At 75.2% G+C, this 21585-nt stretch carries 19 protein-coding genes; 10 read left to right on the plus strand and 9 right to left on the minus strand.

Annotation, left to right across the window (positions count from 1 at the left end):
* The 3 genes from VM242_02970 to VM242_02980 all read right to left on the minus strand — a co-directional run.
* Positions 1–215, minus strand: a 215-nt coding sequence (locus VM242_02970) for a hypothetical protein (protein HVM04112.1), incomplete at its 3' end; no start/stop codon positions are given.
* Between the two features lie 14 nt (positions 216–229).
* Positions 230–433: a ferredoxin gene (locus VM242_02975; GenBank protein ID HVM04113.1), complete on the minus strand. Its 204-nt coding sequence runs from the start codon at positions 431–433 to the stop codon at positions 230–232.
* A gap of 40 nt (positions 434–473) precedes the next feature.
* Positions 474–827, minus strand: a complete 354-nt coding sequence (locus VM242_02980) for a hypothetical protein (GenBank protein ID HVM04114.1) — start codon at positions 825–827, stop codon at positions 474–476.
* Between the two features lie 177 nt (positions 828–1004).
* On the opposite strand from VM242_02980, the gene VM242_02985 reads away from it, so the two are divergent.
* Together VM242_02985 and VM242_02990 are read left to right on the plus strand one after the other, a co-directional pair.
* Positions 1005–1448, plus strand: coding sequence for a DUF501 domain-containing protein (locus VM242_02985; protein ID HVM04115.1), 444 nt, complete (start codon positions 1005–1007; stop codon positions 1446–1448).
* Entirely contained in the window at positions 1445–2359 is a 915-nt protein-coding gene (locus VM242_02990) for a Ppx/GppA phosphatase family protein (protein HVM04116.1), read from the plus strand. Before VM242_02985 ends, VM242_02990 begins: the two co-directional genes overlap by 4 nt.
* Positions 2360–2469: 110 nt before the next feature.
* On the opposite strand, the gene VM242_02995 is transcribed toward VM242_02990, so the two are convergent.
* The 5 genes from VM242_02995 to VM242_03015 all read right to left on the minus strand — a co-directional run bounded on the left by VM242_02995 (position 2470) and on the right by VM242_03015 (position 9913).
* Complete coding sequence (locus VM242_02995) at positions 2470–3861, minus strand: metallopeptidase TldD-related protein (GenBank protein ID HVM04117.1); 1392 nt, start codon at positions 3859–3861, stop codon at positions 2470–2472.
* Complete coding sequence (locus tag VM242_03000) at positions 3858–5357, minus strand: TldD/PmbA family protein (GenBank protein ID HVM04118.1); 1500 nt, start codon at positions 5355–5357, stop codon at positions 3858–3860. Before VM242_03000 ends, VM242_02995 begins: the two co-directional genes overlap by 4 nt.
* A 53-nt stretch (positions 5358–5410) precedes the next feature.
* Positions 5411–8146, minus strand: a complete 2736-nt coding sequence (locus VM242_03005) for an aminotransferase class I/II-fold pyridoxal phosphate-dependent enzyme (protein ID HVM04119.1) — start codon at positions 8144–8146, stop codon at positions 5411–5413.
* 214 nt (positions 8147–8360) lie between these two features.
* Entirely contained in the window at positions 8361–9455 is a 1095-nt protein-coding gene (locus VM242_03010; protein ID HVM04120.1) for a glycosyltransferase, read from the minus strand.
* A complete protein-coding gene (locus tag VM242_03015) occupies positions 9455–9913 on the minus strand; it encodes an acyltransferase (GenBank protein ID HVM04121.1) in 459 nt (152 codons plus the stop codon). The genes VM242_03010 and VM242_03015 overlap by 1 nt, the downstream gene beginning before the upstream one ends.
* 340 nt (positions 9914–10253) lie before the next feature.
* On the opposite strand from VM242_03015, the gene VM242_03020 reads away from it, so the two are divergent.
* The 3 genes from VM242_03020 (at position 10254) to VM242_03030 (ending at position 13846) form a co-directional block, all read left to right on the plus strand.
* Positions 10254–11270, plus strand: a complete 1017-nt coding sequence (locus tag VM242_03020) for a TerC family protein (GenBank protein HVM04122.1) — start codon at positions 10254–10256, stop codon at positions 11268–11270.
* A complete protein-coding gene (locus tag VM242_03025; protein HVM04123.1) occupies positions 11267–11692 on the plus strand; it encodes a universal stress protein in 426 nt (141 codons plus the stop codon). Before VM242_03020 ends, VM242_03025 begins: the two co-directional genes overlap by 4 nt.
* A gap of 135 nt (positions 11693–11827) precedes the next feature.
* On the plus strand, positions 11828–13846 hold the full coding sequence (locus VM242_03030) for a hypothetical protein (protein ID HVM04124.1): 2019 nt from the start codon (positions 11828–11830) through the stop codon (positions 13844–13846).
* A gap of 18 nt (positions 13847–13864) precedes the next feature.
* Here the strand turns inward: VM242_03030 and VM242_03035 are convergent, their stop codons facing one another.
* A complete protein-coding gene (locus VM242_03035) occupies positions 13865–15751 on the minus strand; it encodes a PQQ-dependent sugar dehydrogenase (GenBank protein HVM04125.1) in 1887 nt (628 codons plus the stop codon).
* Positions 15752–15830: 79 nt separating this feature from the next.
* On the opposite strand from VM242_03035, the gene VM242_03040 reads away from it, so the two are divergent.
* The 5 genes from VM242_03040 to VM242_03060 all read left to right on the plus strand — a co-directional run.
* A complete protein-coding gene (locus tag VM242_03040; protein ID HVM04126.1) occupies positions 15831–17585 on the plus strand; it encodes a hypothetical protein in 1755 nt (584 codons plus the stop codon).
* Positions 17586–17607: 22 nt separating this feature from the next.
* Positions 17608–18780, plus strand: coding sequence for a glycosyltransferase family 2 protein (locus VM242_03045; protein ID HVM04127.1), 1173 nt, complete (start codon positions 17608–17610; stop codon positions 18778–18780).
* Between the two features lie 93 nt (positions 18781–18873).
* Positions 18874–20064 carry a nucleotide sugar dehydrogenase gene (locus VM242_03050; GenBank protein ID HVM04128.1) on the plus strand — a complete coding sequence of 397 codons (1191 nt, stop codon included), beginning with the start codon at positions 18874–18876 and terminating at the stop codon, positions 20062–20064.
* Positions 20061–20807: a glycosyltransferase family 2 protein gene (locus VM242_03055; GenBank protein HVM04129.1), complete on the plus strand. Its 747-nt coding sequence runs from the start codon at positions 20061–20063 to the stop codon at positions 20805–20807. Before VM242_03050 ends, VM242_03055 begins: the two co-directional genes overlap by 4 nt.
* Positions 20804–21585: NAD-dependent epimerase/dehydratase family protein (locus tag VM242_03060; GenBank protein ID HVM04130.1), on the plus strand; the 782-nt coding region annotated here is incomplete at its 3' end. The genes VM242_03055 and VM242_03060, both read left to right, overlap by 4 nt.

Consider the following 21585-nt stretch of genomic DNA (forward strand, 5'->3'; position numbering starts at 1 on the left):
GTGCTGGGCGGGGGGGCGGCGGTGGTCGCGGGCGCCGCCGTGGTGCTGGTGGCGTCCGACGGCTGGGTGCCGGCCGTGGTGGTCGTGGTCGTCGCCGGGGGGAGGAGCTGGGCGACGGCCGGGACGCCTCCGGCGACGGACAGGCCGAACCCCGAGGCGAGCGCCACGGCGGCGGCGGCTGGCCAGCGGGCCGGCCGGCGCAGGGGGGTCGGCACGGGCGTCGCCGCCCTCAGCCGGCGCCGGTCTCGGTGACCGTGATTGCGCCGGTGGGGCACTCCTCGGCGGCCCGCCGGACGGCGTCGGGCGGCTCGCCGTCGGGGTCGACGACGGTGGCGACGTTGTCCCTGCCGAGCCGGAAGGCGCCGGGAGCGGCGTGCGTGCAGCACTTCGACCCGATGCACCGGGCCCGCTCCACGCGGACGTCGAGCGTCACCGGACACCGCCCGCGGCGACGCGGCGCGGCGGCAGGGCCGTCAGCCGTGCCCCAGCTCGAGCGGCGGGCGCAGGTCGACGCCCTCGTCGGCCAGGCCCCGCTCCAGGCGGGCCCGCTCCAGGTGGGTGAGGAGGCGGGTGCCGACGAACAGGTCGAGGGGCGGCGCGTTGGGAAGGCGGAGGAGGTTGGCGGCGACCACCAGCGCCTCGTCGTAGGCGTAGAGGGCGGCGTTCCAGCCACCCGGCTGCCCCGGCGTGATCTCGCCGGAGGCGCCGTGCGAGGGGAGGTGGGACCGGATCGTCCGGAGCTCGTAGGCGAGGCCGTCGATGGCGGCGTCGACCGAGATCCCCATCTGGGCGGCGAGCCCCTCGATGGTCTTGGGCTGCTGATGCATGTGGACCGTCCAAGAGGAAGGGTGCAACCCGCGGAACTCGGGTGATCTTACGCCATCGCCCCGAACGGGAACGCGCACCTCGACGGCTTTCCGCCCGCTCGGTTCCCGGTAGCGTGGCGCTCCCGCTGGGGGTGGTCGGCCGCCCCCCGGGGAACGGACGGACGGGGACCGGAAGGCGTGCACGTCGACGACGAGGAGCGGGTCGAGGCCCTCCTGGGCCGGGCGCCCCGGGGCGACTACGAGGTGGTCGTCCGGGGCGACGGCGGCGAGCCCGTGGTGATCCGCAACGCCCCCCTCCTGATGGACGGCACGCCGATGCCCACCCGCTTCTGGCTGGTGGGCGCGGCCGAGCGGGAGGCCGTCTCCCGCCTGGAGGCGGCGGGCGGCGTCCGGGCGGCCGAGGCGGCGGTCGACGCGGTTGCCCTGGAGGATGCCCACCGCCGGTACGCCGCCGAGCGCGACGCCGCCCTGCCCATCGGCCACACCGGCCCCCGCCCGGCCGGGGGCGTGGGCGGCACCCGGGTGGGCGTGAAGTGCCTCCACGCCCACTACGCCTGGCACCTGGCCGGCGGCGACGACCCCGTCGGCCGCTGGGTGGCCGCCCGGCTGGAGGAGCGGTGACGCCGGCGGCCGCCATCGACTGCGGCAGCAACTCGACCCGCCTGCTGGTGGGAGACGGCGGTCCCCGCCCCATCGAGCGGCTGATGACCGTCACCCGCCTGGCGCAGGGCGTCGATGCCGCCCGCCGCCTGGCGCCCGACGCCATCGAGCGCACCCTCGCCGTCCTGCGCGGCTACCGGGCGGTGATGGACCGCCACGGCGTGGAGCGGGTGCGGATGGCCGCCACGTCGGCCGTGCGCGACGCCGAGAACCGCGACCAGTTCCTCGACGCCGCGGAGGCGGTGGTCGGCGTCCGTCCCGACCTGCTGGCCGGCGACGAGGAGGGGCGGCTGTCGTTCGCGGGCGCCACGGCCGGGCTCGACCCCGCCGGCGGCCCCTACCTGGTGGTCGACATCGGCGGCGGGTCCACCGAGTTCGTCGTCGGGACCGACGCGCCGGTGGGCGTCGTGTCGGTGGACGTGGGCTGCGTGCGCATCACCGAGAGGTACCTGCACTCCGACCCCCCGTCGCCCCTGGAGCTGTCCCAGGCCATCACCGTCATGCACGCCCACCTGCGCGACGTGAAGCGGGAGCTGCCTGCCGTCGTGGAGGCGAGGCGGCTGGTGGGCCTGGCCGGCACCGTCACCACCATGGCGGCCGTCGAGATCGGTCTCCCGGTGTACGACCGCGACCGCATCCACCACTTCGTCCTCACCCGGGAGGCGGCCGAGGACGTGTTCCGCACCCTCGCCACCGAATCGAGGGCGGACCGGGCCCACAACCCGGGGCTGGAGGAGGCGCGGGCCGACGTCATCGTCGGCGGCGCCGCCATCCTCGTCGCCGTCATGCGCCACTTCGACCTCGACGAGTGCCTGGTGTCGGAGTCCGACATCCTCGACGGGTTGCTGGACTCGGTGCTCGACCCCGCGTAGGTCTTCGGCCTCGTTCGTTCGCTTCGCTCGATCCAACTCGTGGTCCGCGGCCGACGTCTCCGGTCACCGGACCAGCCACGGCGCGGCCGCCCGGCCGGGGGGCGAGGGGCTCAGGTGGCCCTGCTCACCGAGCTCATGTTGAACCGCTCCACCCGCATGGGCGGCGCCTGGACGCTCGGGAACCAGTCGGCCGCCTCGCGGGGCAGGGTCGCCTCGGGCCGGCCGATCTCGACGGCCTGGGCCAGCGTGTCCACCGGGCTCATGTTGAACCGGAAGTTGTTGACGGCCCCCTTGACCTCGCCGTCCTCCACCAGGAACACCCCGTCGCGGGTGAGACCCGTCATGAGCAGGGTCTGGGGGTCGACCTCGCGGATGTACCAGAAGCACGTCACCAGCAGGGCGCGCCCGGTCGTGGAGGCGATCATCTGGTCCAGGGTGGCGCCGCTCGCCGCCCCGCTGCCCGCCGCGCCGCCCACCAGCAGGTTGTCCACCCAGGGGGCGGGCTCGCCGCCCGACTTCGCCGCCCAGTGGCGGGGCGCGACCAGCGCCTCGAGCACGCCGTCGCGCACCCACGCCGTGCGCCCGACGGCGAGCCCGTTGTCGAACACCGAGGAGTGGGGCCCGGAGGACGTGGCGACCACGAACGGCGTCGCCTCCAGGCCCGGCTCGGCCGGGTCGGACCACAGTTCGACGCCGTTGGGATAGAGGCGCTCGCCCACCCGGGTGCCGCCGCCCGGGCGGCTGTAGACGCTGCGCCCCTCGGCGGCGTCGCGGGCCGCTCCCGCTGCGTAGGCGAAGAACGCCATGTCGGCGACGGCCGACGGCTCCAGCAGCGCCGTGTACTGGCCCGGCTCCAGGTCGACGGTGGTCTGCGACCACGCCAGCCGCTGGCGCAGCCGCCCGTAGGCGGCGGGCACGTCCACGGCGGAGAAGTCCGAGCCGGTGCGGCCGACCCACGCCGAAGTGGAGAAGTCGGGCGTCTTGGCGTTGAGCTCGAAGCGCCCGTCGTGCTGGGTGTGGCGGCGGGACAGGCCGGCCGACGTGGCCAGCCACACGGTCGAGGTGGTGTGCTCGGCGTACCCGAACAGGCGGGTCCCGTCGGCCTCGGCCTGGGCGAAGGCGTCGCCCAGGGCGGGGGCCAGGGCGGCGAACACCTCGATGCCACCGGCGACCGCAGGCTCGTCCCAGCCCGGCTGCTCGTCGCCCTCCACCAGGGGCATGGCGTCCTCGGCCGGGGGCCGGTCGCGGCAGGCCTCCTCGGACCGGCGGACGAGCTCCTCCAGGCCGTCCTCGTCCACCGACGTCACGCCCACGGAGCCGACGCGCCCGCCGGTCACCGAGATCACGAACAGCCGGCGGCGCACGCTCACGCCGTTGGTGGTGGCGGTGTTGTTGGCCCACCGGACGTTGGCCTCCGACGTCTCCCAGCCCAGGGCCATGCAGTCGTCGGCCCGCGACAGGTGCAGGATGCGGCGCAGGGTCTCGGGGACCGAGGCGGTCACCGGGCCGCCTCGGCGCCGGTGTTGAGCACGTTCACCTGCCGGAACAGGGCGGCGGGCGCCCCGTGGCTCACGGGGGCGATCTGGCCGGGCTGGCCCTTCCCGCAGTTGAACGCCCCGCCGAGCACGTAGGTCGACGGCCCCCCGACCGCCTCCATCGAGCCCCAGAACTCCGTGGTGGTGCCCTGGTAGGCGACGTCCTTGAGCTGGCCGGCCAGGCGCCCGCCCCGGATCTCGTGGAAGCGCTGGGCGGTGAACTGGAAGTTGTACCGCTGCATGTCGATGCTCCAGCTCTTGTCGGCCACGACGTAGATGCCGCGGTCGACGCCGCCGATCAGGTCGTCGAGGGTCACGTCGTCGGCCGCCGGCTGCAGCGACACGTTCGGCATCCGCTGGAGGGGGACGGTGTGCGGCGAGTCGGCGAAGGCGCACCCGTTGGACCGCCCGAAGCCCTGCTTGAGCGCCATCTGCCGGTTGAGCTGGTAGCCCACCAGCACCCCGTCCCGGATGAGGTCCCACTGCTGGGCGGCGACCCCCTCGTCGTCCCACGCCACGGTGGACAGCCCGTGCTCGGCCGTCCGGTCGCCGGTCACCTGCATGACGGGTGAGCCGTAGCGGAGTGTGCCCAGCTGGTCGAGGGTGGCGAACGAGGTGCCCGCGTAGTTGGCCTCGTACCCGAGCACCCGGTCGAGCTCGGTGGCGTGGCCGATCGACTCGTGGATGGTCAGCCACAGGTTGCGGGGCTCGATCACCAGGTCGTAGCGGCCGGGCTCCACCGAGGGTGCCGCCATCTTCTCGGCCAGCAGCTCGGGCACCTCGTCGGCCTCGCCCAGGTAGTCGTGGCCCGCCGTGAAGTGCTCCCAGCCCCTGCCGACCGGCACGCCCGTCGAACGCATGGTCTCGAAGGCGCCGCTCACCGGGTCGACGCGGACGGCGGTGAACTCGCCCGCCACCCGGACCCGCTGCTGGAGGAGGTCGGAGCCGGCCAGGTCGGCGAAGTACTTGTTCTCGAGCACCTGCCCGGCGCTGAAGTCCACGTGGGCGACCGATCCGGGCGCCAGCACCCGCTCGTTCACCGCGGTGAGGAAGGCGACCTTGTCGGCGGCGGGGACGGCGAACGGGTCGACTTGGTAGGACGACACCCACGTCCCCTGGTAGGCGGGCTCCGACGCCAGCTCGACGGGCTCGGAGTTGAGGGGCGCCAGGGTGGACGCCACGGCCACGGCGGCGGCCGCCGTGGCGGCGGCGGCGTCGGGCGTCAGCTCCACGCCGGCGGCGAACCCCCAGGCCCCGCCGTGGACGACGCGTACGGCGAAGCCGACCGTGTCGCTGTCTACCAGGCGCTCCAGGCTGCGGTCGTGGACCTTGACCGACTGGCTGCGGATGCGCTCGAAGCGGAAGTCGGCGTAGGTGGCGCCCAGCCCGGCGGCCCTCCCCAGCGCGGCCTCCGCCAGGCGCCGGAACGGCAGGTCGAGGAAGGCGGGGTCGACGTCGGGCACCGCCCGACACTAGGTGAGGGGCCGACCGGGACCGGACAGCCGGCCGGGCGTGCTCATCGCGCCCGCACGGCCGAGATCACCCGTTCGACGGCGCCGTCGTCCAGGTAGGGGTGGATGGGCAGGCTGAGGACCTCGCCGCACAGCCGTTGGGCCACGGGCGTCCCGCCCGGCGGGACCGGGCAGCCGCGGTACGCCTCGTGGGCGCCGACCGGGCGGTCGTAGTACGTGGCCGAGGCGATGCCGTCGTCGGCCAGACGGGCGGCCAGCTTGTCGCGCTCCACCGCCCGGACCGTGTAGCACGCCCACGCCGGGTCGACCCCGGGAGCCACCGCGGGCACGGCGACGGCGTCGGCCAGCGCGGCGCAATAGCGCTCGGCGACGGCCCGGCGGGCGGCCAGCTCGTCTTCGAAGATCGCCAGCTTCTCGAGCAGCACGGCCGCCTGGAGGGTGTCGAGGCGGCCGTTGGCGCCCACCGCCCGGTGCTCGCCGCCCACCCTGCCGTGGGCCCGCAGCGAACGCAGGCGGTCGGCCAGGTCGTCGTCGTCGGTGAACAGGGCGCCGCCGTCGCCGTAGCACCCGAGGGGCTTGGCCGGGAAGAAGCTGGTCGTGGTCAGGGGGGCGAGGGTGCCGACCCGCCGGCCGCCCACCGAGGCGCCGAAGCTCTGGGCCGCGTCGGCCATCACCCACAACCGGCGGCCGGCCACCGCGGCGGCGATGCCGGGGTAGTCGGCGGGATGGCCGAACAGGTCGACGGGGATGACGCCGGCCGGGCGCAGGCCCCTCCTCTCCGCCTCGGCCAACGCCGGCTCCAGCCCGGCGGGGTCGAGGGTGAAGGTGTCGGGGCGCACGTCGACCAGCAGCGGGGTGGCGCCCAGCAGGGCGACCACCTCGGCCGTCGAGGCGAAGGTGAAGTTGGGCACGGCGACGGCGTCGCCCGGCCCGACCGACCGGGCCAGCAGCCCGAGGAGCAGGGCGTCGGTCCCGCTGGCGCACGTGACGGCGTGGCGGGCGCCGCAGAAGGCGGCCAGCTCCTCCTCCAGCCGCTCGACCTCGGGGCCCAGGATGAACCGGGTGTGCCCGAGGACGGCGGCGAACGCCCGGTCGATGCGCTCGCCCAGCCGGCGGCGCTGGGCCCCCAGGTCCGCCATGGCGACCGGCGGGGCGCCGCCTCCCGCCGCTGGCACGGCGTCGCCCGCCGCTGGCACGGCGTCGCCCGCCGGCGCCTCCAGGGCGTCGCCCGCCGGCGCCTCCACCAGCCGGTCGGGACCGGCCAGGGCGTAGCGGCGGCCGGTCCGGGGGCACACCAGGTCGTCGCCCAGCCGCTCGCCGGCGTGGCTCACCCAGCCGATCCGTGTCGCCGGCACGCCGGCGACCAGGGCGTGGGCGGGCACGTCGCGCGTGACCACGGCACCGGCGGCCACGAAGCTCCACGGCCCGAGGGTGGTGCCGCACACGACGGTGGCGTTGGCCCCGATGGTGGCGCCGCGGCCCACCCGGGTCGGCAGGAGCTCGGCCCGCCGGTCGACCTCGGCCCGGGGGGTCACCACGTTGGTGAACACGCAGCTGGGTCCGCAGAACACGCCGTCCTCCAGGGTGACGCCCTCGTACACGCTCACGTTGTTCTGGATCTTGCACCGGTCGCCGACGACGGCCCGCGGCCCGATCATCACGTTCTGCCCGATGGTGCAGTCCCGCCCGATGCGGCTCCCGGCCAGGACGTGGCTGAAGTGCCAGATGGCGGTGCCGTCGCCGATCTCGCACGGCTCGTCGACGTAGGCCGACTCGTGGACGCGCACGCCGGCCCGTCCCGGACGTCCGGCCGCCGGTGGCTCACCCGCCGACATCGACGCCGCCGCGGCGGCCAGCACGCGCAGCACCCGGACGCCCTCGGCCCCGTCGGTCTCCGGCGGGGCGCCGGTCGCCACGCACTCCAGGAAGTGCCGGCACTCGACCTCGAGGGGCTCGGCCGGCTCGACGGGCACGGGGACGGTGTCCTCCCGCTCGACCACGGGCTCGCCGTCGCGCCAGACGACGCCGTAGGGGAGCAGGCGCAGCTTGGTCGGCCACGGCTCGGCGTCGTCGAGCACGGCCATGGCGTCGTCGCCCCCCACGACCAGGCGCTGCTCCTTGAACGGGTGCAGCCAGGACACCAGCACCTGGGCCCGCTCACCGCCCGGGAACTCGAGCCTGGTGAGGGTGGCGTCGGCCACGCCGGGGTTCACGTAGGAGTCCCCCGTCGCCCACACCCGCACGGGGTCGGTGCCGGTCAGGGCCAGGATCATCGACACGTCGTGGGGGGCGAAGCTCCAAAGGATGCTCTCCTCCCGCCGCATCCGGCCCAGGTTCAGCCGCGTCGACGAGAGGTAGCGGATGCGCCCCAGGCGACCCTCGGCCACCAGCCGGCGCAGGGCCACGAAGGCCGGGTGGTAGCGCATGAGGTGGCCCACCATGAGCACCCGCCCGGCGGCGGCCGCCTGCGAGCGGAGCCGCTCGGCGTCGCCGACGTCCAGCGCCAGCGGCTTCTCCACGAAGACGTGCCTTCCCGCCGCGATGGCCCGCGCCGCCACGGCCGCGTGGGCCCCGGCGGGGACGGCGACCGCCACCGCGTCGACGGACGGATCGGCCAGCACCTCGTCCAGCGTCCGCGCCGGCACGCCACCCAGCTCGGCGGCGGCGGCGGCCGCCGTCGGGTCGACGTCGACGACCGCCCGCAGCGCCCCCAGGCGGGCGAAGGTCCGCACCAGGTTCCGGCCCCACGGCCCGCACCCCACCACGGCGACGCCGGTCATGCGCCCTCCCCCCGCCGATGGTCTGCCCAGGAACGCTTGTCCCGCTCGCAGCGGCAAGGTCCGTGGCGGCGCTCGCCGCCGCAGGCGGCCTCTCCGGCTGCGGGCACCAGGATCGGACAGGGCGGAGGTGGCGCGAGCTCTGCTCGCCCGCCGGAGCACGATCCAACTCGGCCGAATGGAGTGAGCGAAGCGAACGAACGAGGTCGAAGCAAGATCAGCCGACCACGGTCTTGTACAGGTCGACGACCGGTTGGAGGTTGGCCTCGATGGTGAAGTCGAAGCGGGCGGCCGCCACCCGCCGGCGCAGCGCCGCCACGTCCACGGCGGCCAGCCGGGACGCCACGTCCCCCGCACCGGCGGGACCGCCCAGGTCCACGCCCACGCCGTGCTCGCCGAGGAACCGGGCGATGGCCCGGTGGCCGGTGGTCAGCACGGGGAGCCCGCACCCCAGGTACTCGAACAGCTTGTTGGGCAGGGCGGTGTGGAGGTGGGCGGCGTTGAGCGAGTCGTTGAAGCCCGCCCATCCGAAGTCGTAGGCCGGGAGCGCCTGCATCAGCGCCCGGGGGTCGAGCCGGTCCATCAGGCGCAGGCCGGGCGTCTCCTCGGCCAGCACCTCGTAGTCGGGTGACGGCCGCGACGGGTACACGTCGAGGAGCGCGCCGCCGGCCACGACCCGGCGGAACACCCCCCGCAGGTCGTAGTGGCCGCCGTTGGTCGACAGCGTCCCCTGGTAGACGATCCGGGGCGGCTCGCCGGGCCGGGGGCGCCACGCCGGGAGCGTCATCGGCAGGTCCCGCGCCAGGGCGTAGTTCGGGAAGACCAGGGTGGGCGGCACCTGGTAGCGCGCCTCCACCTCGGCCAGCAGCTCGGGGGACACCGTGACCAGCGCCGAGCAGCCCTCGACGGCGGCCCGTTCGGCGGCCAGCGGGTCGGCCGGCTCGGGGAGGCCGTCCTCGTACGGGGTCCTGCGCAGGCTCTGGAAGTCGTGGACGTCGTGGATCACGGGCACGGTGCCACCGGCCAGGTCGACGGCCAGGACCGTCAGGCGGTCGGGGAGGTTGTGGGAGTGGATGACGTCGGGGCGGAACTCGTCCACCACGGCGCCGAGGCGGTCGACGACCTCGGCGTCCGGCCCGGTGCCCAGGTTCCACCACCGGTCGAACGCGTCGTCACCCGTGCCGTACCACTCGCCGAGCGTCCGCCCCTGGTAGGCGAACCCGAGCTGGAGCCCGTCGGAGGCGGCCCGCAGCCCGACGGCGTACTTCAAGGTGCGGATGCAGGGTTGCTGCTGGAGGAACAGGACCCGCATCAACGCCGGCTTCTCACCGCCTTGGCCGGGTTCCCGACGGCCACGCTGTAGGGCTGGAGGTCCTTGACGACCACGCTGCCGGCGCCGATCACGCAACCCTCGCCTATCTGGACGCCGGGCAGGATGCACACGCCCATCCCGATCCAGCAGTCGGGCCCGATCCGCACCGGCGGCGCCTCCCGCCACCCCTGCTGGTTGATGGGCCGCTCCGTGTCGGACGTCTCGTGGTCGGCCGTGTGGATCATCGTGTAAGGGCCGACGCTCACGTCGTCGCCGATCACCAGCCCGCTGTACCCGTTCACGTAGCAGCCGTAGTTGAACGCCACCCGGTCGCCCATCTCGATGCGGTCGCCGTTCAGCCACACGATGTGGTCGAGGTAGAAGCACCCCTCACCCAACCGCTTGGCGTCGGACTCCCGGAACGGGATGGACCGCTTGCTGCGTTCGTTGATCAGCACTCCGCCGCTCCATGCCCGGTCGTCGACGCTGGGACGGCCATTCTGCCCCATGGGCCGGGGGAGCCGGCGCGGGACGGGTAGCGTGGCGCGCCGTGGGCCCGAGCGCCGCCCGCGCCGCTGCGCCGCCCGGCCCGCCGTTCGCCGGCCCGGGCCGTCGCGCTACGATGGCGGCACTCCGAGGGGGAGTAGCCCCGTGTGGCCGCGTCGTCATCCCGGCCTCACGGCCCGGCGCACCAGCCAGAGTTCCGGCGGGCGAGACCTTCGGTGACACCGAACCCAGGAGGTCACCGAGCATGGTCCAGACCCGAACCGCACGCCGCCACCCGCCGGGAGCCGCCCGGTGACCCTCGCCGTCACGATGCTGGCCGCCGCCGAGGAGACGAGGGGCAACTTCGCCCGGATCGACGTCCCGCCGTGGGCGTGGGCGGCCCTCGTCGGAACCATCACCGTTCTCCTGATCGCCGACCTCCTCATCGTCCACCGCCGGCCCCACGCCGTGAGCTTCCGGGAGGCGGCCGTCGAGAGCACGGTGTGGATCTCCATCGGCGTGGCCTTCACGGCCGTGGTCGCGATCGCGTTCGGCGGGGCGGCGGCCGGCGAGTACATCACCGGCTACCTCATCGAGAAGAGCCTGTCCGTCGACAACGTGTTCGTCTGGGCGGTCCTGTTCTCCTACTTCGCCGTTCCCCGCGAGTACCAGTTCCGCGTCCTGTTCTGGGGCATCTTCGGGGCGCTGGCCATGCGGGCGGTGTTCATCTTCGCCGGCGTGGCGGTGATCGAACGCTTCGAGTGGGTCCTGTACCTGTTCGGCGCCTTCCTGATCTTCACGGCGGTGCGCATCGCCCGCCACGCGGAGACCCAGGTCCACCCCGAGCGCAACCCGGTGCTGAAGCTGGTGCGCCGGGTGATCCCGTCGACCAGCGAGTACGACGGCCAGAAGATGTTCACCCGGCGGACCGGCCGCCGCCTGGCCACGCCGCTGTTCATCGTCCTCGTGCTGGTCGAGACCACCGACGTGGTGTTCGCGGTGGACTCCGTGCCCGCCATCCTGGCCGTGAGCCGCGAGCCGTTCATCGTCTTCTCGTCGAACGCCTTCGCCATCCTCGGGCTGCGGGCGCTCTACTTCCTCCTGGCCGGCATGGCCGGGCGGTTCCGGTACCTCAACATCGGACTGGGGTTCATCCTCGGCTTCGTCGGCGTGAAGATGCTGGTCACCGAGTGGTACCACCCGCCCATGTGGCTCTCCCTGGGCGTGATCGCCACCGCCCTGGCCGTCTCGATCACCCTGTCGCTGCGGGCCGACCGCCGCCAGGTGGCCGGCGTCGCCTCCGGTCCCGAGACGGGTGACGGCGGGTGAGCGCCGTCGTCGTCGGCGTGGACGGCTCCGAGGGTTCCCTCCGGGCACTGCGCTGGGCCGCCCGCCATGCCCGGTCGACGGGCGCCCGCCTGCGTGCGGTGTGGGCGTGGTCGTACCTGGACCAGCCGTTCGAGCGGTTCGACCCGGAGTACGGGGAGGACGACGCCCGCCGCAGCCTGGGCGAGGCCCTGGCCGCCCTGGGCGACGAGGCGTCCGGCCTGGACGTCGAGCCCGTGGTCGTGTGCGACCTCGCCGCCCGCGCCCTGCTGGACTCGGCGAAGGACGCCGACCTGGTGGTGGTGGGGTCCCGGGGCGTCGGCGGCTTCGAGGGCCTCCTGCTCGGGTCGGTGAGCTCTCAGGTCGCCTCGCACGCCGCCTGCCCGGTCGTCGTCGTCCCCGGCGGCGAGCGCGCCGCGAACTGACGGTCGCCCCTCGGGGAGGTCAGCCGGCGCCACCCGCAGCCTGCGGTCGGCGCCGCCCGTCCGGTGGCGCCCGACGGGGGCGAGGCCGGTGCCGTCCGGCGTCCCCACCGGGAGCTGATGGGGAAGGATGGCGCCATGCCCGCCTGCCTGCCCCGCACCGCCCGACCGGTCATCGCCGCCCTCCTGGCCGGCACCACCCTGGTGGCGGCACCGGCGGCCGCCCCCGCCGCCCCCGGGGAGGTGGAGCCCGGGTTCGGCGGCCCCGGCTTCGTGCTCACCGACGTCGCCGAGCGCGAGGCCGCGTCGGACGTACTGGCCCAGCCCGACGGCCGGGTGGTCGCGGTGGGCGGCACCGAGGAGGCGGCCCTGCTCGTGCGCTACCGGCCCGACGGGTCGCTCGACCCGTCCTTCGGCTCCGGCGGCATCGTCCGGGGCGTGCCGGCCGAGCCGTCCCACCCGTCGGCCGGCGTGCTCCAGCCCGACGGGAAGATCGTGGTGGCCGGCTCCGACGGCGGCTTCGACGACTTCCTGGTCGTCCGCTACCTGGCCGACGGGCGCCTCGACCCGGCGTTCGGCGCCGGCGGGGTGGTGAGGACCGACTTCGGCGACGTCGACCAGGCGTTCGGGCTCGCCCTCCAGCCCGACGGGAAGCTGGTTGCCGCCGGCCGCAGCGGGCCCCGGCTCGCCCTGGCCCGGTACCTGCCGGGCGGCGGGCCGGACCCGGCCTTCGGGACGGGCGGAAGGGTGACCACGCCGTCGCCGGCGGGGGGAGAGGCGGAGGCGACGGCCGTGGGGCTGCTGTCCACCGGTGGTGTGGTGGTCGGCGGCCGCGACGCCGCCCCGCAGGGCGCGGTGAGGATGCTGGTGGCCCGGTACGGGGCCGACGGGGCGCTCGCCGGCACGTCGCAGGGGCCGGGGGACAGCGTGTCCGCCGTGCTCGTCCAGGGGGGCGACAAGGTGGTGGTCGGCGGCGCCGCGGGCTCCGGCGAGCGCAGCTCGCACGTGCTCGCCCGGTTCCAGGCCGACGGGACCGTCGACCCCTCGTTCGGCACCGGCGGCGCCACCACGACGTCCCTCGGCGTGTTCGGCAGCATCACCGGCCTGGCCGCCGACGGCGCCGGCCGCATCGTGGCGTCGGGCGACGCCGCCTCGACCACCGGCTTCCCGGACGCCTTCTTCTTCGCCACCGTGGAGCGCTTCACGGCCGACGGCGTACCCGACGCGTCCTTCGGCTGCGCCGGCCGCACGGTGGTCGAGGTGCCGACCGACCTGGGGGGCCGGGCCACCGGCGTGGCTGTCTCCGGCGAGGACATCGTGCTGGCCGGCGTCGCCTTCCGCAGCCGCGAGCCGGACCGGGCCGACGTGCTCCTCCTCCGGGTACGGGGCGGCGGGCCCGCCGGCACCGGCTACTGGGTCGCCCGGGCCGACGGCGGCGTTTCCGCCTTCGGCTCGGCCGGCGCGTGCGGCTCGCTCCGCGGCGTCCCCCTCAACCGCCCGGTGGTGGGCCACGCGGCCACGCCCTCGGCCGACGGCTACTGGCTGGTGGCCTCCGACGGCGGGGTCTTCGCCTTCGGCGACGCCGTGTTCCGGGGCTCGACGGGTGCCATCCGGCTGAACCGGCCCATGGTCGGCATGGCGCCCACGCCGAGCGGCAACGGCTACTGGCTGGTCGCCGCCGACGGCGGGGTCTTCGCCTTCGGCGATGCCGCCTTCCGGGGCTCCACGGGAGCGTTGCGCCTCAACCAGCCCGTGGTCGGCATGGCGCCCACGCCCAGCGGCGGCGGCTACTGGCTGGTCGCGGCCGACGGTGGGGTCTTCGCCTTCGGCGACGCCGTCTTCCGCGGCTCCACCGGGGCGTTGCGCCTCAACCGGCCCGTGGTGGGCATGGCGGCGACGCCGAGCGGCGGCGGCTACTGGCTGGTCGCCGCCGACGGCGGGGTGTTCGCCTTCGGCGACGCCTTGTTCCGCGGCTCCACGGGGGCCGTCCCCCTGGCCCGGCCCGTCGTCGGTATGGGCCGCACGCCGTCGGGCGGCGGCTACTGGCTGGGCGCCTCCGACGGCGGCGTCTTCGCTTTCGGCGACGCCCCCTTCCAGGGCTCGACCGGCGCCTCCCGGTTCGGGTCGGCGGCCGTCGCCATCACCGCCGGGCGCTGAGCGCACCAGCGGGTTGCGTCAGCCCGGCGTCACCCGCAGCACCCGGTCGCCGCCGCCGCCGTTGGACGTGGCGACGTAGAGGCTGCCGTCGGGGCCCTGCACGGCGGTGCGCAGCCTGCCCTGCCCGGTGAGGATGATGCGGTCGGCGACGAGGGCGCCCGCCCGGTCGAGGCCGAGCGCCCGTAGCTGCGACCCCCGCAGGGCGGCGAGGACGAGCGAGCCGGAGAGGGACCGCCACGCCGGGTCGGTGACGAAGGTGGCCCCCGACGGGGCCACGCTGGAGGCCCCCGACGTCCACACCGGGCGCAGGGCGTCGGGGAACTTCCCGAGGTCGGTCATGGGCGCCGTCTCGGCGTAGCCGGGCACGGGGTCCCACCCGCCGTTGCCGCCCGCCCGCAGCAGGTTCACCTCGTCGTCCCGGTTGGTCCCGTGCTCGACGGAGAACACCTGGCCGCCGGGCCGCACGGCCAGGCCCTGGACGTTGCGGTGGCCGTACGTGTAGACGCGCGAGCCCGGGAACGGGTTGCCGGGAGCCGGGCCGCCCGTGAGCTTGTCCACCCGCAGCACCTTGCCGCCGAGGGAGGCCAGGTTCTGCGGCGCCGTGCCGACGGTGGCGTCGCCCGTCCCCACCCACAGGTGGCCGTCGGGGCCGAAGCGGGGGCGGCACCCGGCGTGGCGGCCCGAGGTGAGGGGGATGCCGGCGAACAGCGGGTCGGCGACGCGCGTGGCCGAGGCGTAGGAGCCGTCGACCGTCCACGCCACCACCCGCACGTCGCGGTTGGTCCCGTCGGTCCACGCCTGGCAGGTGTAGATGCGCCGGTTGGCGGCGAAGTCGGGGTCCACGGCCAGGCCCATGAGCCCGCTCTCGCTGCCGGTGAAGACGTCGCCCACGGTGGCCAGCCGGCGCACCGAGCCGCCCACGAAGGCGCTCAGCCGTCCCGCCTTCTCGGTGAGGAGCATCGTGCCGTCGGGGGTGAAGGCGACGTCCCAGGGCAGGTCGAGGCCGCCCACCACCGTCGACACGGTGATCGTCGGGGCGCCCCCGGCTCCGCCGCCCGGGCCGCTCGACGGGAACGCGAACACCCCGCCGTCGGCCGCCACCAGCCAGTAGCCCCCGCCCGCCCCGGGTGACCCGGCCGCCATCCCCACGACCGGCGACGCCAGGGCGAGGGCGCCGGTCGAGCCGGCGAAGGTGGCGTCGCCGAAGGCGAACACCCCGCCGTCGGACGCCACCAGGAAGTAGCCGGCGCCCGAGGGCGTGGGCGCCGTCCCCACGATCGGCCGGTTGAGCCGGAGCGCCCCGGTGGAGCCGCGGAACACGGCGTCGCCGAAGGCGAACACCCCGCCGTCGGCGGCGACCAGCCAGTAGCCCCCGCCCGACGGCGTGGCGGCCATGCCGACGATGGGCGCCGCCAGGCGGGTGCCGCCCGTCGAGCCGCGGAAGACGGCGTCGCCGAAGGCGAACACCCCGCCGTCGGCCGCCACCAGCCAGTAGCCGTTGCCGCTGGGCGTCGACGCCGCGCCGACGACCGGGGCGGCCAGCCGGAGCCCGCCCGTCGAGCCGCGGAACACGGCGTCGCCGAAGGCGAACACCCCGCCGTCCGACGCCACCAGGCGGTACCCCTGGCCCGACGGCGTCGGCGCCATCGCCACCACCGGGCGGGCCAGGCGGGTGCCGCCCGTCGAGCCGCGGAAGACGGCGTCGCCGAAGGCGAACACCCCGCCGTCGGCCGCCACCAGCCAGTAGCCGTTGCCCGACGGGGTGGCCGCCATGGCGACCACGGGCGAGGCCAGCCGGAGCGCGCCGGTCGACCCGAGGAACGGCACGCCCGCCGCCGCCGGCACCAGCAGGGCGGCCGCCGCGACGGCAGCGACGAGGGCGGCTGGGACGCGGGCGGTGCGCATGGCCTCGAAGCTATCCATCGTCGGCGGAGCCGGCCGCGGTGCGAGACTCCGCCATCCCCCCGGTCACCACCGATCACCCGTGAGCGTCGACGGCTCCTCCGTGCTCGTCTGGCCTCTCGTCCTGGGCGCCTCGCTCGCCTGGTTCCTCCTGCCCGGCCTCCTCGGCGCCGCCGCGCTGTCCCGGCGGGGCGTCGTGCCGGAGACCGCGGTGGCGCTCACCGCCGTCGCCCTGTCCTCGGCCCTCGGCTACGCCGTGTTCTGGGCGTACCTCGCCGGCCCCGGCGCCGGGCGGGTGGCGTCGCTCGCCGGGACCGCCGCCGCCGCCGTCGCGCTCTCCCGCCCCGGCGCCCGCCGCCTGCTGGCGCGCACGGTCCGGTCGCCGGCCGTCGCCGTCCCCCTCGGCCTCCTCTTCGTGGTGGCGCTCTTCTACAACGCCATCCTCTTCGCCCATGCCTCGTCGACCCCGGTGGAGCTGCGGGCCCGCACCCACCTGATGCGCAACGACGGGCTCCCGATCGACAACGACCTGCCCCGGCTCCTCGCCGCCCGCCTGGCCGAGGGCCGGGACCCCCGGCCCATCTATCCCGAATGGCAGAGCAGCGACCGCCCCCCGCTCCAGACCGGCGCCGTCCTCCTCCAGCGGCCGTTCGCCTCGGCCCTCGGGATGGAGGCGCTCCACTACCAGCTCCTGGCGACGGCGCTCCAGTGCTCGTGGGTGGCGGCCGTGTGGGGGCTCGGCGCCGCGTTCCGGTTCCGCCCGGCCGGGACGGCCCTGGCCCTGGCCGCCGCCACCTTCTCGGGCTTCTTCTTCGTGAACTCGCTCTACGTGTGGCCCAAGCTCTACGCCGGCGCTCTCGCCCTCCTGGCCCTGGTCCTCCTAGTCGGGCGCAGGCCGTCGCCGGCGACCGCGGCGGTGGCGGCTCTCGGCGCCGCCCTCGGGCTGCTGGCCCACGCCGGGGTCGTGTTCACCCTCGTTCCCGTCGCCGCCTTCGTGGTCGCCCGCCGCACCCGTCCGCCGCTCGTCCCGGCGCTGGCCGGGGCGGCCGTGGTGGTGGTGCTCATGGCGCCGTGGTGGGCGTACACCCGCTTCTACGACCCTCCCGGGGACCGCCTCACCAAGCGCCACCTGGCCGGTGTCCTCCAGGCCGACGGGCGGCCGTTGTCCGCGGCATTGGCCGACGCCTACTCGCGGAGCGAGCCGTCGGAGCTGGTGCGCAACAAGTGGGAGAACCTCGATGCGCTGGTGGAGGCGCCGCCCGGGTGGCGCGAGCTCCGCCACGGCGGGGCGGAGCGGGTCCGGGCGGGCGAGTTCTTCGTCCTGAACTGGGCCCTGGGGCCGCTCAACCTGGCGTGGCCGCTGTTGGCCGCCGGGTTGGCCCGCCACCGCCGGATGTGGGCCCGTCGCCACTGGCGGGGCGCCGTCGCCGTCCTGGGGGTGGGTGCCGGCGCCGTGTTGTTCTGGGCGCTGGCCATGTTCGGGCCGGGCACCACCCAGGTCCACCACGGGTCCTACGCCACGATGATCCTGCTGTGGGCGGGCCTGGCCGGCGTGACGGCGTCGTGGTCCGGCCGGGCGGCCGCCGCTCTGGCCGCCGTCCACGTCGCCTGGTTCGCGGCGGTGTGGGCCGCCGCCATGCCGGTGTCGGACCGGCCCGTCGGCGTGGCCGACGCCGTCCTGGCGGTCGTGGCGGGGGCCGCCGTCCTCGCCGCGCTGTGGCGGGTGGGGACCGCCCCGCCTCCCGACGGCGGGCCCGACGACGGGGCGGTCGACGACCGGCCGGCGCCGGTGGAGCAGCCGCGGGACGTCGAGGTGGGCGCCGGGGCGGCGGGCTGACGCCTCGCCCTACCATCCGGCGGTGACGACCTCCGTCATCGTGGTCTCCCATCGCCCCCACCGCTGGCTGGCGCCGTGCCTGGAGTCGGTGCTCGGCCAGGCGGGCGAGGTGGTGGTGGTGGACAACGGCTCGCCCGGCGGAGAGGTCGGGACCACCGCCCGAGCCTTCGGCGCACGCGTCGTCCACCTGGCGGACAACGCCGGCTTCCCCGGGGGGGTGAACGCCGGGCTCCGTGCCGCCCGCGGCGACGTGGTCGCCCTGCTGAACGACGACGCCATGGCCGATCCCTGCTGGCTGGCGTCGGCGGAGGCGGCGCTGGCCGACCCGACGGTGGCCGTGGTGGCGCCCAAGCTCGTGTTTGCCCTCCCCTTCGCCGAGATCCGGTTCGACGACGAGCCCCGGTTCGTGGGGGACGACCCCCGCCCGCTCGGCCGCGCCGTGCGCAGCGCGACGGTCGCCGGCACCGACGTGCTCGAGCGCCTGGTCGGCCCCGGCATCCACCGCCTCGAGGTCGGCGAGCTGGACGGGGTGGAGGGGCGGTGGCGGTGGACGGCGGGCCGCCAGCCCATCCGCCTCGCCCTCGAGCCCGGGTGGGACCCCGCCGACCTGCGCATCGACGGCGAGCCCGCGCCCGTGGTCGGCCAGGTGCGCCTGATCAACAACGCCGGCTCCTACCTCAGCACCCGGGGCTGGGCCGGTGACCACGGGTACCTGGCGCCCGACGACGGGCGTTTCGACCGGCCGGCGGAGCGCTTCGGGGCGTGCGGCGCGGCGATGGTGACGCGCGCCGAGACTGTGGCCCGGGTCGGGGAGCTCGCCGGGTCGTTCTTCGCGTACTACGAGGACGTGGACTGGTGCTGGCGGGCCCGCCTGGCCGGGCTGCGGGCGGTGTACGAGCCGTCGGGCGTCGTCCGCCACGTGGGCAGCGTCACCAGCGGCGGCCCGCTGGCGCCCACGGTGAAGGCGCTGGCCGCCCGCAACCGGCTGCTCACCCTGGCCCGCAACGCCCCCCTCCGGGTGGCCGCCGCCGAGGTGCGCGCCGCCGTCTCCCCGCCCGGCGACGCGGCGCTGCGCCGCGCCCTGGCCGCCCGCCTGCCCGCCGCGCTCGCCGCCCGCGCCGCGGCAGCCCGCCGCCGGCGGCGGCGCCCGGCGGACGTCTGGCGGCGGTGGGCGGGCGTCGACGAGACCTGGTGAGCGGGCCCCGGGCCGGTGCGGTCTCCCGCCCGGCGGGCGGGGTGGTTACCTGGAAGGAGGGCCACGACCGTCGGCGGCCCTGCGGGAGGCGTTGTGGAGTTCACGCGTGACGTGGTGATCGTGGGCGGGTGCGGCCACGTCGGGCTGCCCCTGGGCCTGGCGTTCGCCGACCGGGGCCTCACCGTCGCCCTCTACGACGTCGACGAGGCGGCCGTCCGGACGGTGAGCTCGGGCACCATGCCCTTCGACGAGCCGGGGGCACCGCCCGTGCTGGCCCGGGTCGTGGGCCGCAACCTGGTGGCGACGTCGGATCCCGCCGCCGTCGCCACCGCCGAGTGCGTCGTCGTCGTCATCGGCACGCCGGTGGACGAGCACCTCAACCCCGACCCCCTGGCCGTCCCCCAGGCCGTCGAGGCGCTGGGCGCCCAGCTCCGGGACGGCCAGCTGGTCGTGCTGCGCAGCACGCTCTACCCGGGCGTGACCCGGCTGGTGGCCCAGGTCGTGGAGCGGGTGGGGGTGACGGCGGACGTGGCGTTCTGCCCCGAGCGGATCGCCGAGGGCAAGGCCATGACCGAGCTCTACGAGCTGCCGCAGATCGTGTCCGGGCACACCCCGGCGGGCAAGGAGCGGGCCGAGAAGCTGTTCCGCAACCTCACCGAGCAGGTCGTCCACCTCGAGCCGGAGGAGGCGGAGCTGGCCAAGCTCTTCACCAACACGTGGCGCTACCTGCGCTTCGCCATCGCCAACCAGCTCTTCATGATCGCCAACGACTACGGCATCGACTTCGAGCGCCTGCGGGCGGCCCTGGCCTACGACTACCCGCGGGCGGCCGACCTGCCGGGGGCCGGCTTCGCCGCCGGGCCGTGCCTGTTCAAGGACACCATGCAGCTGGCCGCGTTCAACAACAACAACTTCGTGCTCGGCCACGCCGGCATGGCGGTCAACGAGGGTCTTCCCCTGTACCTCGTCGCCTGCATGGAGAAGCAGCACGACCTGCGCTCGATGACGGTGGGCATCCTCGGCATGGCGTTCAAGGCCGACTCGGACGACATCCGCTCCAGCCTCAGCTACAAGCTCAAGCGCATCCTCCGCTTCAAGGCCGCCGAGGTGCTCTGCACCGACCCCCACGTCACCGTCGACCCCAGCCTGGTACCGCTGGAGGAGGTGCTCGAGCGGGCCGACCTCCTCGTGATCGCCACCCCCCATGCCGCCTACCGGGGCCTCGAGGCCCGCCAGCCGGTCATCGACATCTGGAACCTGCTCGGCGGGGGCGTCGTCATTTGACGCCGCCCGGCAAGCCGCGCGTCTCCGTCATCATCACCGCCTACAACGAGGGCGACACCATCGCGGCGTGCCTCGATCGCGTCCTCGAGGCCGTCACCCTGCCCTGCGAGGTGCTGGTCGTCTACGACTCGCCCGACGACACGACGGCGCCGTACGTGGAGAAGTACGCGCAGATCGACGACCGGGTCGTCCCCGCGCTGAACTCCTACGGGCGGGGGCCGGCGCGCGCCATCCGCTGGGGCATCGACCACGCCCGGGCCGACGTGGTGGTCGTCACCATGGCCGACGGGTGCGACGACCCCCAGCAGATCGACCAGCTGGCCCGGCTCGTCGAGCGCGGCGTCGTGGTCGCCGCCGCCTCCCGGTACATGAAGGGCGGCCAGCAGGTTGGCGGGCCCCTGCTCAAGCGGACGATGTCCCGCACGGCCGGCATATCGCTCCACCTGCTCGCCCGGGTCGGGACACGGGACGCCACCAACTCGTTCAAGGCCTACGACCGCGCCTTCGTGCAGAGCGTGGGCATCGAATCCGACGCCGGGTTCGAGGTGGGCCTGGAGCTGGTGGCCAAGGCCCGCCGTCTGCGCCTCCCCGTGGCCGAGGTGCCCACCATCTGGCTCGACCGCAGCTTCGGTGTGTCCAACTTCAAGCTCGCCAAGTGGCTCCCGAGCTACCTGCGCTGGTACCGGTTCGCCTACGGTCGCAAGCTCACCGTCGAGGATCTCAGGAAGGGAGCGGCGACGTGAGCAAGGTCCTGGTGACCGGTTCGGCGGGCTTCATCGGTGGTTACGTGGTCGAGGAGCTGCTGGCCCGGGGCCACACGGTCGTCGGCGTGGACAACTTCTCCAAGTACGGCCGGGTCGCCCGGTCCTACGACGACCATCCCCGGTACACCCTGGTCGAGGGCGACGCCCGGGACACCGGGATGCTCACGGGGCTGGTGGCCGACTGCGACCACCTGATCGCGGGCGCCGCCATGATCGGCGGCATCTCGTACTTCCACGCCTACGCCTACGACCTGCTGGCGACCAACGAGCGGATCATGGCCGCCACCTGCGACGCCGCCATCGCCGCCCACCGGGACCACCGCCTGGAGAAGGTCACCTACCTCAGCTCCTCCATGGTCTACGAGTCGGCGCCCACCTGGCCGTCCTACGAGGGCCAGGAGCGCGAGATCCCGCCGCCGCTGTCGTCGTACGGGTTCCAGAAGCTGGCCGTCGAGTACTTCGCCCGAGCCGCCCACGAGCAGTACGGGCTGCCGTACACGATCGTGCGGCCCTTCAACTGCGTCGGCGTGGGCGAGGGCCGCGCCCTCGGCGACGTCGAGGTGCTCAGCGGCAACGTCAAGCTGGCCATGAGCCACGTCGTGCCCGACCTCGTGCAGAAGGTGCTCAAGGGCCAGGACCCCCTGCACATCCTGGGCGACGGGTCGCAGGTGCGCCACTACACCTACGGCGGGGACCTGGCCACCGGCATCGTCACCGCCATGGAGCACCCCGACGCCCGCAACGAGGACTTCAACCT

The sequence above is a fragment of the Acidimicrobiales bacterium genome (assembly GCA_035540975.1).
GTDB lineage: Bacteria > Actinomycetota > Acidimicrobiia > Acidimicrobiales.

Excerpts from the sequence above, each read along its gene's own strand:
- VM242_02980 (HVM04114.1), bottom strand. The coding sequence starts at position 827 with ATGCATCAGCAGCCCAAGACCATCGAGGGGCTCGCCGCCCAGATGGGG.
- VM242_03005 (HVM04119.1), bottom strand. The coding sequence starts at position 8,146 with ATGACCGGCGTCGCCGTGGTGGGGTGCGGGCCGTGGGGCCGGAACCTG.
- VM242_03010 (HVM04120.1), bottom strand. The coding sequence starts at position 9,455 with ATGCGGGTCCTGTTCCTCCAGCAGCAACCCTGCATCCGCACCTTGAAG.
- VM242_03030 (HVM04124.1), top strand. The coding sequence starts at position 11,828 with ATGCCCGCCTGCCTGCCCCGCACCGCCCGACCGGTCATCGCCGCCCTC.
- VM242_03035 (HVM04125.1), bottom strand. The coding sequence starts at position 15,751 with ATGCGCACCGCCCGCGTCCCAGCCGCCCTCGTCGCTGCCGTCGCGGCG.